The sequence below is a fragment of the Vibrio sp. 1F263 genome (assembly GCF_041439035.1).
GTDB lineage: Bacteria > Pseudomonadota > Gammaproteobacteria > Enterobacterales > Vibrionaceae > Vibrio > Vibrio tasmaniensis_A.
This window is the reverse complement of record NZ_JBGONI010000052.1, coordinates 1-19,046: the sequence shown is the minus strand read 5'-3', so window position 1 is coordinate 19,046 and position 19,046 is coordinate 1. Positions and strand designations below refer to the sequence as shown.

Here is a 19,046-nt window from a genome sequence, read left to right as displayed (position 1 = left end):
ACCGATGACCTCAACCTTGGCAAGGTTGCGCTCTACCAACTGAGCTAGTATCGCAAACTGAAAACGTCTTTCGCCGTTCAGGGCTGCGAATTATAAGAGCATTTTTTTGTGATGCAAGTCCTTAATGCAAAAATCAGCAAGTTTTTACTCAACTGCTGTAAAAGCACACATATTTGCAAAAAAAATAGCTCTTATGTCCCTGAAAAGTTAGATAAACGTGAACATTTGATCTGATTAGATGTTAATAATTGTTTTTCGATAGTACTGCAGCTCAGCAATAGACTCTCGAATATCGTCTAATGCAAGGTGGCTTCCCGACTTAGAAAAACCATCTAACACTTCAGGCTTCCAACGGCGAGTCAGCTCTTTCAGGGTGCTAACATCAACATAGCGGTAGTGGAAGTACTCTTCCAGCTCTGGCATGTGCTTGTATAAGAATCGGCGATCTTGACCAATGCTGTTGCCACAAATTGGTGACTTACCTTTTGGTACCCATTTTTCCAGAAATTCAATCGTTTGTTGAATGGCATCTTGTTCTGAAACTGTACTGTCTTGAATTCGTTTCACTAGGCCACTGCCGGTGTGAGTCGTTGTGCACCACTCGTCCATCTTGTCCAATTCACTCTGAGGTTGGTGAATAGCCAAAACAGGTCCTTCAGCCAGGATATTAAGCTCACTATCAGTAACGATAGTAGCAATTTCAATGATTTTATGAGTTTCAGGATCAAGTCCTGTCATCTCGAGATCAACCCAAATAAGGTTCTGATCGCTAAAGGACATAAGGCGTCGCCTATTTGTTTATGTATAAAAGAGGTACTATACCCAAATAACTATACTCAAACTAGCTTTAGAGCCATCGAAATCATATGGCAGTAGCAACATCCTGTTTGAGTTCCCAATCATCAAGTTAGATGTGTTAAGTGAAAAATTGTGGCTAAAAAAAAGAAGTTAACCAAAGGTCAGGTACGTCGCGTACGTAGCAACCAGAACAAGCGACTCAAGAAAGAAGATTCTATCCAATGGGACGAGAACATGCTTGGCGGAACAAAAAGCGGACTCGTGATTACGCGCTTTGGTCAACATGCCGATATCGAAGATCTTGAAACCAACGAAGTTCACCGTTGTAACTTACGCCGTAGTATTGAGACTTTAGTTTCTGGTGACCGAGTAACTTGGCGCGCAGGGCTTGAGTCAATGGCTGGCATCTCAGGTGTTGTCGAAGCCGTTGAGCCAAGAACATCAATGCTAACTCGCCCTGACTACTATGACGGCCTCAAACCGGTTGCCGCAAACGTAGACCAAATGGTTATCGTTTCAGCTGTACTACCTGAGCTATCACTTAATATCATCGACCGCTACTTGATCGCCTCTGAAACGGTGAATATCGCTCCTTTAGTTGTACTCAATAAAGTCGACTTGCTGACAGAACAACAAATTAGCGAATACCGCGAGACACTGAAGATATACGAGAAAATCGGCTATAAAGTCATGTTCGTGAGTAAAGAGTCGGGTTACGGCATCAAAGAGTTGGAAGCTGAACTGAAAGATCGTATCAACATTTTCGTTGGTCAATCTGGCGTAGGTAAATCCAGCGTAGTGAATGCACTGATGCCAACATTGGACATTGAAGAAGGCGCAGTTTCTGAAAACTCAGGACTGGGTCAACACACCACCACAGCAGCGCGTTTGTATCACTTCCCTTCTGGTGGTGATCTTATCGATTCCCCAGGGGTACGTGAATTCGGCCTATGGCATTTAGAACCCGATGAAGTCACAGATGCTTTCATTGAATTCAAGCCATACCTAGGTGGCTGTAAGTTCCGCGACTGTAAACACAATGACGACCCAGGATGTCTTCTGCGTGAAGCCGTTGAAGACGGAAAAATTAGCCGCTTACGTTTTGCTAGCTACCATCGCATTATTGAAACAATGGCTGACAACAAAGATAACCGTCAGTACTCGAGAAGTAAGAAAGCGGATCTATAATCGCATTATTGTGAACAAACATGTGCATTTTCTGACGATGACTGTGATTACTGACAATTGCCGCGATTTTAAGTAACATCTCGCGCCCTAAACCGTCATTAACTCGCTTTCTTTGAAGATAAATAACATTGAAAAGTAGTTAGCATCAAAAACGATTAGTCTCAAAAAACAATTAGCATCGGAAAATTAATACAATGGATAAGATTAAAGTCGGATTGCAGTACTGGATCCCACAACATGGCCTGACTCGTTTAGTTGGTAAACTGGCGTCTGCTAAAGCGGGCGGTTTAACGACAGCGATCATCAACTGGTTCATCAAGCAATACAAAGTGAACATGGATGAAGCGCTGCATAGCGATCCAAAACACTTTAAGACATTCAATGAATTCTTCGTGCGTGAATTGAAAGAAGGCATGCGCCCTATCGCAGAAGGCGAGTCTGTGATTGTTCACCCCGCTGATGCTCGCGTAAGCCAATTTGGCCCAATTACTGATGGTCAACTGATTCAAGCTAAAAACCATAACTACTCAGCACGTGAGTTGCTTGGTGGTGATGCAGACCTAGCCGATGAGTTTAAAGACGGTGAATTCGCAACGCTTTACTTGTCGCCAAGTGATTATCACCGCGTGCACATGCCATGCGATGGCACACTGCGTCAGATGATCTACGTTCCCGGAGACCTTTTCTCAGTAAACCCGCTAACGGCAGAGAACGTTCCAAACCTATTCGCACGTAACGAGCGTGTGGTTTGTATCTTTGATACTGAATTTGGCCCAATGGCACAAGTGCTGGTTGGTGCAACTATCGTAGGTAGCATCGAGCAAGTATGGGCTGGTACCATCACGCCACCTCGCGGTAACTCAGTTTACAAGTGGGATTACCCGGCACAAGGTGATAAATCTATCATCTTGAAGAAAGGCGAAGAGATGGGTCGCTTCAAGCTTGGTTCAACGGTTATCAACCTGTTTGCTAAAGATGCAATCAAGTTTGACGAAACTATGCAGAATGGTGAGAAAACCATTCTAGGCACTCCTTTCGCGCACATTGCGGGTAAAGACGTTGAGACTGAAGCTGTTGATTCAGCAGAGAACACTGACCAAGCTTAACGATCTGAGTTAACTCATTTAGTTTTAAAGGCGCGTTACTTTTTCTATATCAGAGAAGAACGCGCCTTTTTCTTAACTCTACCAATTCGTTTCCTACTCAAGCTCTAACAACCCAAGCTTTCAAACCTCAATCCTCAACCCCTGCCCTGCCCTGCCCTGCCACCTGCGGCTTCTCACTCTTGCCTCTAATTGCCCAGATAAAATATTGACCAAAAGCAAAACAACTGTCGAAACCTTAAACAACTTTTCGATTTTACAACCCGTCTCCAAGTACCAACAATCCAGATAACTTACTCTATTTGAAGATATTTTATTCATGGGGTCTTTGTACATGCCTAAACTCAATATTGGCGTTCTGGTCAAGCTGTTGATTTGTTTTGCGATTCCCTTAGGCGTGTTATTCATGCCAATAGATTCCATACCTATCGATGACCTCACGCTGATTCAACACCGCTTGTTGGCGATATTCTTACTAGCAGCTCTACTGTGGGTGCTTGAACCCGTTCCAGTATTCGCCACGTCAATTCTGATCATTGCGCTTGAACTGGTGATGATTTCCGACAAGGGTTTACATCTATTTAGAAACCCACCAGCAGGACACGATCTCGGTGAATTAATCAAATATACCGACATCTTCGGTGCATTTTCGTCACCAATCATCATCCTTTTCATGGGTGGCTTTGCTCTTGCGATATCCGCATCCAAATACGAACTCGACAACAATTTAGCTCGTGTGCTGCTCAAACCATTTGGCACAGAACCGCGCTTTATTATGCTGGGTTTAATGCTTATCACCGCCGTGTTCTCAATGTTCATGTCAAATACCGCAACAACGGTAATGATGCTCGCATTGCTAGGTCCTATCGTAGCCTCTGCACCAAAAGGCGACATGGGGATTAAAGCGCTTGTGTTGTGTATTCCAATAGCCGCCAATACCGGTGGTATCGCGACCCCCATAGGTACACCACCCAATGCGATCGCTCTGCAATACCTAACTGGCGAGAACAGTATCGACTTCCTTAGCTGGATGATGATGGGCTTACCCTTTGTGATCATCCAACTCACCATCGCTTGGTTTCTCCTACAAAAACTCTTCCCTTCTAAAGAAAGAAATATGGTCCTCAAGCTTGATGGACAATTTAAAAAGAGCTGGCGAGCGATCGTGGTTTACATCACCTTCGCTGCGACAATCTTATTGTGGATGACCACCAAACTGCATGGCATGAACACTTATGTGGTCTCTATCATTCCACTGGCTGTTTTTACTCTCACTGGCATCATGGGCAAAGAAGAACTCAAGCTGATTAACTGGGATGTGTTGTGGCTGGTTGCGGGTGGTATAGCGATTGGGATTGGCTTGGATAAAACAGGCTTAGCCGCTGCACTCGCACACGCGATTGATTATGAATCGCTCTCGCCGACTGCAGTGGTACTAACGCTGTCTATCGTGTGTTGGCTAATGGCTAATTTCATGTCGAACACAGCTACCGCAAACTTGCTGATGCCGATAGCAGCTGCGATTGGCGCTTCTATGGAAAGCCTAGTAGCAATTGGAGGCTTACAAGGCTTGCTGGTTGTGGTCGCCTTCTCGGCATCGCTCGGGATGATTCTTCCAGTATCGACGCCACCAAACTCGCTGGCTTACTCAACTGGGCTTATCGAAAGCAAAGATATGGCGAAGATGGGTATCATCTTAGGGATTGTCGGCTTACTGATGGTCTACCTCGCGCTGTTTATTATCACTTAGCACGTCAATGCCTCCCTTCCGTCCAGCTAGTAATCGTGACCTCGCTAGCTGGCGGGCTACCAGGTTTTAACCAAAACGATAAATCCTGATAACAATTAACACCTTAGCAGCAACCAATTGTGATTCCACTTCACTGTTTATTAAAAATAATCATATATATTTAAATTATGATTTTCAACACGTTTCGAACTTTAAATATAACGACACTAGACACCTAGCAGAGACACATCCGTTCGCAATCCAACGCGTCGCTGTCATTAGCCTTTTATCCAAGAAGGAGGGATAAACCTTGAGACATACTATTAAGTTCAAAATTCAGATCGCTATCGCGGTTATTATTGCCGTCGTAAGTGGCGCTCAAGCTTGGATATCTGTTAATCAGCTTACTCAAGAAACTGAAGTTGCGATCAACCAACAGGTGAAAAACGTGAGTGTTGGTACGACGAACTACATTGCCGATTGGTTATCAATCCGCAGTGATATGATGCTTGCCAATGAATCGACCATTTCAAGCAATAGCAACTCTGATCGCGAGTTATTGATCACCAAGCAAGCCGGACAATTCTTGTCTGTTTATGCAGGATTCAGCGATGGCACGATCGCCTATGGCGACAAAGGTGAAGATTGGCCAGCAGGCTACGACCCGCGCACTCGCCCTTGGTATAAAGATGCCAACGCAACATCAGACCTCATCATTACCGAACCTTATCAGGACTTTGACGGCAGCATTGTCATCAGCTTTGCCAAAGCATTCAGTGGCGATAGACAAGGTGTTCTCGCGGCCGATCTAACCGTAACCAGCATTATCGATACCGTGCTCAATGTAAAACTCGATAATGACGGTTTTGCTTTTTTAGTCGACGGTAATAACAACATCGTCGCCTACAGTGATGAAGAGTTGAGTCAGAAACCACTGACGAATTTGAACCCTGAGCTAACGGTCGACAAAGTATCACAACTGCTCCAAAACCAAATGATCACGACGTTAACTTGGCCTGGTCAAGGCGATAAAATGGTCTACATCGCTAACGTTCCGAATACCGATTGGTCATTGGGTATTGTGATCGATAAAGAAATGGCATTTTCTGCGGTATCCGATGCCATTCAATTTATCACGCTTACCTCTTTGATTTTATACATCGTCATTTCGATTGCGAGCACAATGGTGATTAATCGCTTGCTGCACCCACTGCAAACATTGTCTGAAGCACTGACTCAGCTTGCTCAAGGCAGAGGCGACCTGACTCAGCGTATTGATATCAAGCGCATGGATGAAATTGGCAAACTTGCCGAGCTCGTGAACCAGTTCTTGAGCCAGATGCAAAGCATGCTTAAGGGCGTAATCGAGCACAGTCACGACTTAAACAACCATGCGGAAAAAGCCAATCAACTGGCTACGCAATCTTCGATTCGAGTCGAGAATCAACAAAACGACATCAACCAAATTGCGACTGCGATTCATGAAATGTCCGCCACCGCAGCTGAAGTGGCCAGCCATGCCGAATTAACCGCCTCCGCTTCTCAGGCATCCGCTACCGCTTGTAACGAAGGCCAAGAGGTTATCCAACAAAACCGCGATGCGATTACAGGCCTTGCAACTCAGGTTGAAGATGCAGCCAATGTTATTCGTGAATTAGAGAGTAATGCTCAAAGCATCAACCAGATCCTATCCACCATTCAAGGCATTGCCGAACAGACCAACCTGTTGGCATTGAATGCCGCGATTGAAGCCGCTCGTGCGGGTGAACAAGGTCGTGGATTTGCCGTTGTCGCCGATGAAGTCCGAGTGCTCAGCCAAAGAACGCATGGCTCGACCGAAGAAATCCGCGTGATGATTGATACGCTGCAGAAAAATACCGAACATGCCGTTGAAAGCATGACCACCAGCACTCAACTGGCAGAGAACAGCGTTGGCTTCGCAGAACAAGCTCATGGCAGCCTGACTAAGATCACTCAGGCAATCACTGAAATCAACGATATGGCGCTGCAAATAGCGAGTGCTGCGGAAGAGCAACGCGCGGTCAGCGAAGACATCAGCCGTAATACGCAAGGAATCAAGGATGCCTCTGATGACCTTGCACAGCAAGCTGAAAGCAGTCGCAATAGCTCAAATGAAATGAGTAGCGCTGCCGAGTCGATGCGCCAAGACGTGGAGCGCTTTAAGGTATAGCGCGACTCAAGCAAAGTAAGTGAACCACACCACCGAGCGACAGCTGACATAAACTAATAACTGAAACAAAGTAGTTCTTTCATAAGAATCACTTTGTTCTCAGTTCGGTTTGATGCATATTGATGAGCTAATTTATCCCAGACACAAGGATGTTATTCAGATGGGATTTGAATGGTTAGCTCTAGCTGCCGCTTTTCTTTGGGCCATTGCGAGCCTAATGTCAGTAAAGCCTGCCCAACACTTAGGTTCTTTCGCCTATAGCCGTTGGAGAATGGGTTGTACCGCGATCATCTTATCGAGCATGGCTTGGTTTACCGGAGGTTGGTCAACTGTCGAAGCCAATCTAATCACGCCGATGATGCTATCTGGCCTGATTGGTATATTCATTGGTGATACCGCCCTATTTGCCTGTTTGAACCGAATGGGACCGCGCCAAGCGGGTTTACTGTTCTCTTGTCACGCCGTGTTCTCGGCGATTCTTGGTTACTTCCTGTTTAGTGAAAGCATGACTTCTGTTGAGCTGATGGGCTCGGCTTTGGTGTTTAGTGGTGTATTAACTGCGATATTCTTTGGTCGTCGAGGACAAGCCAACAACCAGCTTGAAACCATCAAGGGCACCGTGTGGATTGGTGTCGCACTGGGAATCACCGCAGCGATCTGCCAAGCATTGGGTGGCATCATTGCCAAACCCGTGATGCAAACCAGTATCGACCCTGTTGCCGCTTCTGCCATTCGAATGATCACCGCTTTTGTTGCTCACTCCGCATTTCGTTTAACAGGCGCCAAACTTTCACGCGCACTTAACCCAATGAATAAGCAGATATTCGCGATTACCGCGGTTAATGGTTTTCTAGCGATGGCAGTAGGAATGACGTTGATTTTGTATGCGTTGCAGGAAGGCAATGTCGGTATGGTCGCTCTGTTATCTTCAACTACACCCATCATGTTGTTACCGATACTTTGGCTTTACACCAAGCAGAGACCAAATGCCTACGCTTGGATCGGTGCCATTGTTGCCGTAGTGGGTACTGGGATTCTGGTCAGCTAGCCAAACCGTCAGTAAGACTAGCTGAATAGAGAGCTAAGAACGTGGGAAAGGAAAAGCCGTCACATCATCGATATGGTCATAACCTAACGCCAGCATGATCAGACGGTCGATACCCAAAGCAACACCCGCACAGTCTGGTAAGCCTGCTTTTAATGCCTCAATCAAGTGATGATCAATCGGTTGAGGTGATAAGCCCATCTCAATACGTTTGGCATTATCATCTTCAAAGCGCTTAAGTTGTTCTTGCGGTTTATCTAACTCGTGGAAGCCGTTTGCTAACTCAATTCCTTTGAAATACACCTCAAAGCGATCGGCGACTCGTGAATCGTTTGGATTGATCTTAGCTAACGCTGCTTGCGATGCTGGGAAGTCATACACAAACGCAGGCACCTGCTGGCCTATTTTCGCCTCGACCCCAATACTGAAAAGAAGCTGCAATAACGTATCGCGATCTTGCTCGGGGTCAGCTATGTCGCTGAGCCCTAGTTTCGCAGCTGCTTGCTTTAGCGTATCCATCGAATCTTCCAGCGGACAAACACCTAACACATCAATAAAGGCTTGTTGGTAAGTCATTCGCTCTGCTATGCCTGATTTAAGTACCTGCTGTAACAGCAGATCCATCTCATCCATCAGGTCATGATGATCAAAACCAACGCGATACCACTCCAACATAGTGAACTCAGGGTTGTGATAACGGCCATTTTCTTCATTGCGAAAAGATTTACAAATTTGGTAAATACAACCGCTTCCGGCAGCCAACAAGCGTTTCATATGAAACTCTGGGCTAGTCATAAAGAATAGTGGCTGGCCGTGCGCATAACCAGGCCCTACGAATTCAGTTTTGAAGGTATGTAAATGCACATCCGTCACCGTGGCGTGGCTCATCGCAGGCGTATCCACTTCCATCACGTTTCGCTCAACAAAGAACTGACGAATTTGATTAAGGATATCAGCACGTTGCTTTAACTGCTTAATGGTTGCGGCCGGTTGCCATGTAGAGTGCATTATTGAGTTCCATATTACTGAATTCTAGACGACGAAAATTACCACCTTTCATCGCTTTTGTAAGCTTCTATCTTTCTATTCTTGAAAGCGAAATGTTGTTTTAATGAAGCCAGAAAATTACGTTCTACAATACAATTATCAATACAGATTTTACATCCACATTGATAACAAAAATCATACTCAACAAGCCGTTAACACAAGCCCTGTGGGCTAATCGTTATCAACAATTGATTGCCGTGATTGCAGTCACATAACCTATAAATTCTATGCCTCCATATGCACTACCGACCTAAAAACCCAAATGCATCAACTTTTCGAATACCTTCCTCTCTTACACTGAACCTACCACTTAAGGCTTAGGGGTAATAAACGGTTGATGCCGTTTACGTACTATTAATTAGTAAGTAACGCCAATTAGTAAGTACTACCAATAAGCTTTTTATAATAACAAGCGGAATACTCCGCATCACACTGGAGAATAACTGTGAAGACAATTACCACAGATATCGCAGTCATCGGCGCAGGCGGCGCTGGTCTTCGTACAGCAATTGCAGCAGCTGAAGCTAATCCTGAATTGGAAGTTGCACTGATTTCTAAAGTTTACCCAATGCGTTCGCACACGGTGGCAGCAGAAGGCGGTTCAGCAGCGGTAATTAAAGACGAAGATAGCCTAGATAACCACTTCAACGATACTGTTGGCGGTGGCGACTGGCTATGTGAACAGGATGTTGTTGAATACTTTGTTGAAAACTCGACTCGCGAAATGATCCAAATGGAACAATGGGGCTGCCCATGGAGTCGTAAAGAAAACGGTGAAGTAAACGTACGCCGATTCGGCGGTATGAAGGTAGAAAGAACGTGGTTCGCAGCGGATAAAACCGGCTTCCACATGCTTCATACTCTGTTCCAGACTTCGATGAAGTACGACACAATCAAACGATTTGATGAGTACTTTGTGGTGGATTTGCTCGTTGAAGATGGCGAAGTACAAGGCCTAATCGCGATTCACATGTCTGAAGGTGAGCTTGTTACCATCAAAGCAAAATCTGTTGTTCTAGCAACCGGTGGCGCAGGTCGTGTTTACCACTGTAATACCAACGGCGGCATCGTAACTGGCGACGGTATGGCAATGGCTTATCGCCACGGTGTACCACTGCGTGACATGGAGTTCGTTCAATACCACCCAACAGGCCTCCCGGGCACTGGCATCTTGATGACCGAAGGTTGTCGTGGTGAAGGCGGTATCATCGTCAACAAGAACGGCTATCGTTACCTGCAAGATTACGGCATGGGCCCTGAAACTCCAGTGGGCGAGCCGAAAAACAAATACATGGAACTGGGTCCTCGTGACAAAGTTTCTCAAGCATTCTGGCACGAGCAGCAGAAAGGCAACACCATCAAGCACCCGCTTGGTGATGTCGTACACCTTGACCTTCGCCACCTTGGTGAAGAGTACCTGCAAGAGCGTCTTCCGTTTATCTGTGAGCTTGCAAAAGCGTACGTAAACGTTGACCCAGCAAAAGAGCCAATCCCAATTCGTCCAACCGTTCACTACACCATGGGTGGTATTGAAACCAACGGTACGTGTGAAACTCGCATTAAAGGGCTATTCGCTGTTGGTGAGTGTGCTTCAGTTGGCCTACATGGCGCAAACCGCCTAGGGTCTAACTCTCTTGCTGAATTCGTAGTTTTCGGCCGCGTAGCCGGTGAACAAGCCGTGAAACGCGCAGCTGAATTCAAAGGCTGGAACGAAGAGTCTATTGCTAAGCAAGTGAAAGCGGTTGAAGATCGCATCGCTGGCATCTTGGCTCAAGAAGGCGATGAGAACTGGGCTGATATCCGTACTGAAATGGGTCACACCATGGAAGCGGGTTGTGGTATCTACCGTCAAGAAGACTTGATGCAAGAAACCATCGACAAAATCACTGAACTGAAAGCTCGCTACAAGAAGATCAGCATTAAAGACAAAGGCAAAGTGTTCAACACTGACCTACTTTACGCTATCGAAGTGGGTTACGGCCTTGAAGTTGCCGAAGCGATGGTTCACTCAGCGATCCTTCGTAAAGAGTCTCGCGGTGCACACCAACGTCTAGACGACAACTGCACAGAACGTGATGACGTGAACTTCCTGAAACATTCTCTATCTTTCTACAACGAAGATGCAGCACCAACTATCGACTACAGCGGCGTTAAGATTACTAAATCTCAACCTAAAGCTCGTCTATACGGTGAAGCAGCCGAGAAAGCCGCTGCTGCTGAAAAAGCGGCAGAAGAGAATGCGAAGAAGAGCGAAGAGGAGCAAGCATAATGTCAGCGAATCGAATCCAAAAAATTGAAATCCTGCGTTATGACCCTGAGCACGATGCAGAACCTCACTTTCAAACCTTTGAAGTTCCATTTGATGAAACCATGTCGGTACTTGATGCGATTGGTTACATCAAAGATAACCTAGATAAAGACCTGTCTTACCGTTGGTCTTGTCGTATGGCGATTTGTGGTTCTTGCGGCATCATGGTTGATGGCGTGCCAAAACTGGCATGTAAGAGCTTCTTACGTGACTACCCGAATGGCTTCAAGATCGAGCCTTTGGCTAACTTTCCAATCGAGAAAGATTTGATTGTCGACATGACACCGTTCATCGAACGCCTTGAAGCAATCAAACCTTACATCATTGGTAACGACCGTAAACCAGAAGACGGCACTAACATCCAAACTCCAGAGCAAATGGCGAAGTACAAACAGTTCGCTGGCTGCATCAACTGTGGTTTGTGTTACGCAGCGTGTCCTCAATTTGGTCTAAACCCTGAGTTCATTGGCCCTGCGGCACTTGCTCTTGCTCACCGCTACAACCTAGATAGCCGTGACAATGGTAAAGCTGAGCGCATGAAGCTTATCAATGGCGACAACGGTGCTTGGGGCTGTACGTTTGTAGGTTACTGTTCTGACGTTTGTCCGAAGAAAGTAGATCCAGCAGCAGCTGTAAACCAAGGCAAAGTTGAGTCTTCAATGGACTTCGTTATCTCGATGTTCAAGCCTGATGGATCGCAAGTAAAAACAGCAGAGGAGGCATAATATGAGCAACCGTAAGCCTTATGTTCGTGAGATGAAGAGAACGTGGTGGAGCAACCATCCGTTCTACCGCTTCTACATGCTACGTGAAGCGACTGTACTGCCTTTGATTCTATTCACTCTGTTCCTAACCTTCGGTTTGGGTTCGCTAGTGAAAGGGCCTGAAGCGTGGGAAGGTTGGTTGAGCTTTATGGCTAACCCTGTCGTTGTTGGTATCAACATCGTGGCACTGCTAGGCAGCTTACTGCACGCTCAGACCTTCTTCAGCATGATGCCTCAAGTAATGCCAATCCGCCTTAAAGGCAAATTGGTAGATAAAAGAATCATCGTACTGACCCAGTGGGCAGCGGTGGCATTTATTTCTTTAATCGTTCTGATGGTGGTGTAAGGAGCTTCGTTATGAACACAAATTACAATGTTAACCACAATCCGAAACGCTCTGATGAACCAATCTGGTGGGGCCTATTCGGCGCTGGCGGTACTTGGTTCGCGATGATTACACCAATCACCATTCTAGTGCTGGGTATCTTGGTGCCAATGGGCATAATCGATGCGGATGCAATGAGCTACGAGCGTGTCTCTGAGTTTGCCACCAGCATTATCGGTGCGCTATTCATCATCGGTACGCTAGCACTGCCAATGTGGCACGCAATGCACCGTCTTCACCACGGCATGCACGACCTTAAGTTCCACGTCGGTGTTGCTGGTAAAGTGGGTTGCTACTTCGTTGCAGGCCTAATCAGCGCACTATCTGTTATCTTCATCTTTATGATCTAACAGTTAAGGATTCGAGTAATCGAGTAATCGAGTATCGAAGTGCTTAAGAGCGAAAAGACTAAAAGCAGAACAGGATTATCTTGTTCTGCTTTTTTGTTGTGTGTCGGATAACACACATCTAGCTCACTCGCTCTTGCTCTTCCTGCTTTTCGTATCCCGTATCTCGCTTACTCGAATCTGCTTTTCCTGATCGCCAGATACAAAAAAGGCCGCTCATAAGCGACCTTTCTTATTTCACTGAGCCACCTTAAACAAGATGGACACAATCAAATTATTTTACACGACCAACGTATTCGCCAGTACGAGTATCAACTTTAACCACTTCACCGATAGCGATGAATAGAGGAACACGAACTACCGCGCCTGTTGCTAGAGTTGCAGGTTTACCACCCGTACCCTGTGTATCGCCTTTAAGGCCAGGATCAGTTTCAGTTACTTCGATCTCAACAAAGTTTGGCGGAGTAACAGTGATAGGGTTATCATTCCACAACGTTAGAGTACAAACGTCATTTTCAACTAACCATTTTGCTGAATCAGCGACTGCTTTTACGTCTGCTGCGATTTGCTCAAATGTTTCGTTGTTCATGAAGTGGTAGAATTCGCCATCGTTGTATAGGTAGCCTAGTTCAACGTCAACAACATCTGCAAGCTCGAAGCTTTCGCCTGACTTGAATGTTTTCTCTAACACTTTGCCTGACAGCAGTTTACGAAGTTTTACACGGTTAAACGCTTGGCCTTTACCTGGCTTAACGTATTCATTGTCGATAATTGCGCAAGGCTCGTTATCTAACATGAATTTTAAACCGCCTTTGAATTCATTGGTGCTTACTGACGCCATGATTTTCTCTTCCACATCTTTGAGTTAATTTCAATGCCGCATATCATAACCCGAAAAGTCGAATCTGTTGAGCAAAACTGGCTCAAACAACTATCGAATGCGATCTCTGACCCGACAAAACTGCTTGAAGCATTGGAAATAGACCCAACACCGTGGCAAAAAGGATTCGCAGCACGTGAGCTGTTTTCACTTCGAGTTCCTCTTAGCTTTGTGGAGCGAATGGAAAAAGGCAACCCACACGACCCTTTGCTAAGACAAGTTTTACCGCTAAGTGAAGAGTTTGAGGTGCACCAAGGCTATTCTGCTGACCCCTTAGAAGAGCAAGAAAACGCGATTCCGGGACTACTACACAAATACAAAAGCCGCGCGCTAATGATCGTGAAAGGTGGCTGCGCGATTAACTGTCGTTACTGCTTCCGTCGTCATTTCCCATACCAAGACAACAAAGGCTCAAAATCTGTTTGGCAAACTAGCCTCGATTATGTGGCTCAACATCCCGAGATCAACGAGGTTATCTTATCGGGTGGCGATCCTCTTATGGCCAAAGACAGCGAACTAGAGTGGCTGATTAATGCCATCGAACAGATTCCGCATGTGACAACCGTTCGTATCCATAGCCGTTTACCGGTTGTAATCCCTGCACGCGTGACGGATGAACTATGCCAAACATTGGCTAATACTCGTCTAAACGTGGTGATGGTCAGCCATATTAATCATGCCAATGAAATCAACTTAGAACTCAAACAAGCCTTCCATAAATTGAAACTAAGTGGTGCAACTCTGCTCAATCAAGGTGTGATGCTAAAAGGCGTAAACGACAGCGCTAACTCATTGAAAAAATTGAGTTATAAGCTATTCGACGCCGGTGTTTTACCTTACTACATGCATGTACTTGATAAAGTTCAGGGCGCTGCTCATTTCTATATCTCCGATGAAGAAGCGAAACATCACTTTAAGGGATTAATATCTGAGGTTTCTGGCTATCTAGTACCTAAGTTAACCCGTGAAATTGGCGGACGCAGCAGCAAGACGCCACTCGATCTGCATATTGAATAGCGAGCGAGCTTCAAAAAGCGACTAAGCTTATCTGTAACGATAACACGTTGCTAAATGCACCTTCACGACAAAAATTTTTTGTTCGATCGTCCGGTCTATTATTAGCATACTCGGCTCTATTCTAAATTCTTAGGAGGGGTGATATGTCACAATTTATAGAACAAGCTCTCAACCTTGCCCCCTTTAGCTGGGCAGGACTCGCAGCATGCATGTTGTGTGGTTCTTTGATCGGAATCGAAAGGCAAACACGCGGTAAACCCGTCGGAATACGGACATCGATCCTTATCATTAGCGGTACTTACTTCTTCCTCACCATGGCGATTAGCCTATCCCCCAACACACTCGATCAAGCTCGTGTACTTGGTCAGATAATTACGGGGGTTGGATTCCTTGGTGCTGGGGTAATGATGACATTGGATGGAAAGATTCATGGCGTCACCTCAGCCGCGATTATCTGGGTACTCGCTGCATTAGGTATGATGATCGCACTTGGCCACCTTTCACAGTCGGTTATTATCACGCTAATGGCGCTAGTGATTCTGCTTGGTGTCGACAAAGTAGAAAACAGCTTCCAGAGCTTACGCCGTGGTGTTCATCAGAAGTGGATGAGAAAAGTCCGCGTGAAGAAGTAACCTCTCTCCTTGAATGAGATTTACTAGACACAATTCCTTAGAGACAAAAAAAGAAGCCTAGTCACACGACTAGGCCTTTGTGTATCCAACTAATTAATACACCTGAATACACACCTGGTTCTTACCTGCAGCCTTGGCCTTATAGAGCTGCTCATCCGACGAACGAATACTCTGGTTTTCCCACAAGTGCCCGACACTGTCGAACTTATACAGAGAGTAGAGCGTCGCGCCCCCAGAAACAGAAATATTCACCTTGTCACCTGTTGGGCATCGATAACTCTGTAGGCTAATGTCGTTTTGAATTCGTTCAAAGATCGATGAAAGCAGCTCTGAGGATTCACCCGTGATCGCGACAACAAACTCTTCACCACCAAACCGTGCCACGATATCTTGCTGCCTAACGCTGTTCAGCATCAACTGAGCAACATGGCAAATCACCTCATCCCCCACCTTATGACCATACTGGTCATTCACCACTTTGAAATCATCGATATCAAATACGCCAACACCAATAATTGGCTCCTCATTTTGGTTCAGCAACCGAGCTTCAAAACCACGCCGATTATATAAACCAGTCAATGGGTCGAGCATCGCTAAATTCTTCAATCGCTTGTGCTCTTGCTTGGTATAAAACCGCCACAACCATAGTGCTGAGATAAAGTACAAAGCCAACAAAATCAGTAATTGAACCCGCTCCAGTTCCAGCAAATGTAAGAAGTGCTCACTCTTTCCTTCTTCAATAGTCAGGTATAACTCAGTATTAATTCCATCGACGTACAAAGGTCGTGAATAGGTAAAGTCCAACAGCCCATATTTGTTTACTCCTCTTGCGCTCGTCACCTTGTATCCATGAACGGGATTCGAGACGAGATTAGAGACGTAACCATCAACACCGAGTACTCCTTTAAACTCACCATCAACATAGATACCTTTGGTTAAGGTCACTACCTTCTTCCCTGTTAGGTAGTCATCGTATTGGCCGGTATACACCACTTGATCTTGACCCTGAGCTAAGCCAAAACGAATCGTATTCACCCAATAAGGGCGACTATTGACGACTGAATCAAAGGTGTCACCTTTAATGTAACGGGCGAAATCGGAAGGCGACGATATAATAAATTTATCTTTGGAGATAAAGTAAATCGCAGAGATGGTATCAATGGTATTCGCAAAGTAAGCCATGGTGGGTGCGATAAACATGCGCCTACCTGCTTCTAAATGAAGCTCCGACTTTAGATCGCACATCTCACTTGGGCCAGAGAACATAAAATCAAATCGAGGGGCAGCTTGCTCTTCACTAATGAAGTAACACGTATCACCTTCGACCGTTCGCTCATGTGAGAATACATAGGTATCCCCATGCAGCGGATAAAGTGCGGTAATATTATATTCAAGCGCATTAATAATCTGTGTAAGCTCCGCTAAAGAGCGTGTCACGCCTTGGTTTTCAATTCCATACTGCTTTTCTGACTCTTCCGCTGAATCAACAAGTAACAAGCTAAAAACCACTAAAAAGCTGGCGGTCAGACTTAAGAAAGCCTTTTTAAAATCGACGGTATGGGGATTAATCAAAGCATATAAGTCATCGTTGAAAATTTAGCGCACATTGTACCCACAAGTGAAAACATCGCAACAAGAGTATAAAACAACATGCTTACAGTAACGTTTAAGAAGTGAGATAGCAGATGTAAAATAACGCCTAAACATAGAAGTAAAGGCGTTGATAGGTTCAATCATGGATAGCTTTAAGCCTTGGTAAGAACGTCGCTCACCAATATTGAAACCAGCGCGGCTACCGTCTTACTTAGCGAAATTCACAATTGGGAAGCACGGGAAAAAACCATTGTCAGCACAGTTGATCAAACCAATCTGTACACCTTCGATCTTGTTGGTTTTGTTGAAGATACCAACCTGAACCGTCGACACCTCTGAAAGGTTCGCAGCGCCTACATCCACCATAGTGTTCCCTTCAGAATAGTTTACGAAACTCACGTTCGCGCCTTTTACATCATTAGTAATGTTAACTGCACCTAGGTTAACACCTGTTGTTTTACCTGTGTTCCAGTTAAAGAAACCTAGTGAAGCACCTGTCATTTCTTGGTTTACTTTTGATGCACCAAAAATACCAAGGTTCACACCTGTTGTGGTTTGCGTCTCAGACATACCAACAACCGCAAGGTCGACACCTTTAAGGTCATTAACTTGTCCGTGAAGCAGAGCCAGACGTACACCGCCAACCGCATCTGAATCCGGAGCGTTGAAACCATTGATCGTTGAAAACATAACAGGCGAAGAAGCAAATGCTGTCGGTGCCATTACCGCTGCAGATACAGCAAGTACTGAAAGTAATTTTTTCATTGGGGAGTCTCCACTGACTTATTGTTGACTTGATTAATCTATATTTAATCAAGTATTTATTGTCCTTCACTCAACAGCTATCCATGTTAAATCAATGTCATAACTGTACCATTGAATATAAGACCCAAAATCATAAAGAGCAATATTGAGCAGAGGATATCATGAGAGGCAAGAGTAACCATCGGCAGTCAGGTTTCTATAACTAGACGATAAAGATTCCCTATCACGCTCGTGCCTCGCTGTCGGAGTGACGATTTCAAAGCATAAAAAAACGGAGACCGAAGTCTCCGTTTTCTAAAGCTTATGTATGACTTTCTCTGTTACGAGAAAGGGGGATGATTACATCATGCCGCCCAGGATTAGCTAAGCCTTTGTTTAAAGAGAAAATTAAAACAAGACACAACAACTGTACCCCTCATTACACCCTAGAGTCTCTATAGACAGGTGCTAAACAACTAAAGTAATTTAATTCTAAGCTTAGTTATGCACATAAGATCAACACTCTCTCTTAATCACAACTTTAAACTCATTTTTATCTCTATTATCAATAAATTCAATATTGGGCCAATTTTTTATCGCCCTTTGAACACCGCTGCCAATACCACGATATGGAAGCACATATCTCGCAAATGAAGCAATGATTGGATTTCGACTGTTAGAATTACCATTAACAATATTATCAATAGTGAGGTTATTTGGTAGATGCCCAGGACTAATGATTTCTATACGATCTAAAAACACAAATAATTTCACTGGAGCTTTGGTGAAGTAGTCCCTATGGATCAATGCATTAGCAATTAACTCTTCAAACACAATTTTAGGTATTTCAGGTTCCCCTACAGAATTAAAACCTTGCCCAGCTTGCACATGACGGATATTGGTAAGTATAAAACTCATACATTCTTGATAAGTAACACCTAATTTGCCATGAATATCTCTACTATCATTGTACTCTTCGTCTGTGATATCCGTACCAGGGAAAGCGACTGCTTTTACAATGAATGCTGGTAATTTGAATTGAGGCTGCCGTGCCAACAACAACGTACCACATAGATTTAAATTATCTTCTTGCATCAAGTTCATCGACCCTAGCAGCTCGCTATGACTTCTTGATTGAGAAGACAAATCTTCACCAACAACATTTTGGAAAAAGTCTGAAAAATAGTCCATATCGATATCATCAATAGATGTGTTTTGAACGGCTTTGTTGCGTAATTAAATTTAAAGATAGAACAACCCCGTTTCGCGTATTTC

General features: G+C 44.9%; 17 protein-coding genes. 11 read left to right on the top strand and 6 right to left on the bottom strand.

Annotated features, from left to right (window positions below; all coding sequences use genetic code 11):
• Nucleotides 1-234: 234 nt before the first annotated feature.
• Complete coding sequence (gene orn, locus ACED25_RS21210; RefSeq protein WP_012603103.1) at nt 235-780, bottom strand: oligoribonuclease; 546 nt, start codon at nt 778-780, stop codon at nt 235-237.
• A gap of 150 nt (nt 781-930) precedes the next feature.
• On the opposite strand from orn, the gene rsgA reads away from it, so the two are divergent.
• The 5 genes from rsgA to ACED25_RS21185 all read left to right on the top strand — a co-directional run bounded on the left by rsgA (nt 931) and on the right by ACED25_RS21185 (nt 8,057).
• Nucleotides 931-1,986: a small ribosomal subunit biogenesis GTPase RsgA gene (rsgA, locus tag ACED25_RS21205; protein ID WP_012603102.1), complete on the top strand. Its 1,056-nt coding sequence runs from the start codon at nt 931-933 to the stop codon at nt 1,984-1,986.
• 194 nt (nt 1,987-2,180) lie between these two features.
• Complete coding sequence (gene asd / locus ACED25_RS21200) at nt 2,181-3,092, top strand: archaetidylserine decarboxylase (protein WP_371696022.1); 912 nt, start codon at nt 2,181-2,183, stop codon at nt 3,090-3,092.
• 331 nt (nt 3,093-3,423) lie between these two features.
• Nucleotides 3,424-4,839 carry a DASS family sodium-coupled anion symporter gene (locus tag ACED25_RS21195; RefSeq protein WP_029223843.1) on the top strand — a complete coding sequence of 472 codons (1,416 nt, stop codon included), beginning with the start codon at nt 3,424-3,426 and terminating at the stop codon, nt 4,837-4,839.
• Between the two features lie 289 nt (nt 4,840-5,128).
• Nucleotides 5,129-7,009, top strand: a complete 1,881-nt coding sequence (locus ACED25_RS21190) for a methyl-accepting chemotaxis protein (RefSeq protein ID WP_371696021.1) — start codon at nt 5,129-5,131, stop codon at nt 7,007-7,009.
• A gap of 160 nt (nt 7,010-7,169) precedes the next feature.
• Entirely contained in the window at nt 7,170-8,057 is an 888-nt protein-coding gene (locus ACED25_RS21185) for a DMT family transporter (RefSeq protein ID WP_371696020.1), read from the top strand.
• A gap of 33 nt (nt 8,058-8,090) precedes the next feature.
• Here ACED25_RS21185 and epmA read toward each other — a convergent pair whose 3' ends face one another.
• Entirely contained in the window at nt 8,091-9,062 is a 972-nt protein-coding gene (gene epmA / locus ACED25_RS21180; RefSeq protein ID WP_009847915.1) for an elongation factor P--(R)-beta-lysine ligase, read from the bottom strand.
• A gap of 484 nt (nt 9,063-9,546) precedes the next feature.
• Here epmA and frdA point away from each other — a divergent pair, with 484 nt between their 5' ends.
• Genes frdA through frdD form a run of 4 tightly spaced genes read left to right on the top strand, consistent with a single transcriptional unit; the run spans nt 9,547 to nt 12,908 of the window.
• Nucleotides 9,547-11,370, top strand: a complete 1,824-nt coding sequence (frdA, locus tag ACED25_RS21175; protein ID WP_009847916.1) for a fumarate reductase (quinol) flavoprotein subunit — start codon at nt 9,547-9,549, stop codon at nt 11,368-11,370.
• Complete coding sequence (locus ACED25_RS21170) at nt 11,370-12,134, top strand: succinate dehydrogenase/fumarate reductase iron-sulfur subunit (protein WP_009847917.1); 765 nt, start codon at nt 11,370-11,372, stop codon at nt 12,132-12,134. Before frdA ends, ACED25_RS21170 begins: the two co-directional genes overlap by 1 nt.
• Before the next feature lies 1 nt (nt 12,135).
• Nucleotides 12,136-12,519: a fumarate reductase subunit FrdC gene (gene frdC / locus ACED25_RS21165; RefSeq protein WP_004733341.1), complete on the top strand. Its 384-nt coding sequence runs from the start codon at nt 12,136-12,138 to the stop codon at nt 12,517-12,519.
• Nucleotides 12,520-12,530: 11 nt separating this feature from the next.
• On the top strand, nt 12,531-12,908 hold the full coding sequence (frdD, locus tag ACED25_RS21160; RefSeq protein ID WP_009847918.1) for a fumarate reductase subunit FrdD: 378 nt from the start codon (nt 12,531-12,533) through the stop codon (nt 12,906-12,908).
• A 271-nt stretch (nt 12,909-13,179) separates the two neighbouring features.
• Here the strand turns inward: frdD and efp are convergent, their stop codons facing one another.
• Nucleotides 13,180-13,746, bottom strand: a complete 567-nt coding sequence (gene efp, locus ACED25_RS21155; RefSeq protein ID WP_009847919.1) for an elongation factor P — start codon at nt 13,744-13,746, stop codon at nt 13,180-13,182.
• 33 nt (nt 13,747-13,779) lie between these two features.
• On the opposite strand from efp, the gene epmB reads away from it, so the two are divergent.
• Both epmB and ACED25_RS21145 read left to right on the top strand, forming a co-directional pair.
• The gene (epmB, locus tag ACED25_RS21150; protein ID WP_371696018.1) at nt 13,780-14,802 is read left to right on the top strand and encodes an EF-P beta-lysylation protein EpmB; all 1,023 of its coding nucleotides are present in this window, start codon (nt 13,780-13,782) and stop codon (nt 14,800-14,802) included.
• A gap of 143 nt (nt 14,803-14,945) precedes the next feature.
• Nucleotides 14,946-15,434 (top strand): MgtC/SapB family protein, encoded by a 489-nt coding sequence (locus ACED25_RS21145; RefSeq protein ID WP_009847921.1) that lies wholly within the window; start codon nt 14,946-14,948, stop codon nt 15,432-15,434.
• Nucleotides 15,435-15,527: 93 nt separating this feature from the next.
• Here ACED25_RS21145 and ACED25_RS21140 read toward each other — a convergent pair whose 3' ends face one another.
• The 3 genes from ACED25_RS21140 to ACED25_RS21130 form a co-directional block, all read right to left on the bottom strand.
• Entirely contained in the window at nt 15,528-16,961 is a 1,434-nt protein-coding gene (locus ACED25_RS21140; RefSeq protein WP_371696023.1) for a diguanylate cyclase, read from the bottom strand.
• A 273-nt stretch (nt 16,962-17,234) separates the two neighbouring features.
• Nucleotides 17,235-17,792, bottom strand: a complete 558-nt coding sequence (locus tag ACED25_RS21135) for a VC2662 family protein (protein ID WP_371696016.1) — start codon at nt 17,790-17,792, stop codon at nt 17,235-17,237.
• Nucleotides 17,793-18,287: 495 nt separating this feature from the next.
• Complete coding sequence (locus ACED25_RS21130; protein ID WP_371696015.1) at nt 18,288-18,962, bottom strand: ATP-binding protein; 675 nt, start codon at nt 18,960-18,962, stop codon at nt 18,288-18,290.
• Nucleotides 18,963-19,046 lie beyond the last annotated feature (84 nt).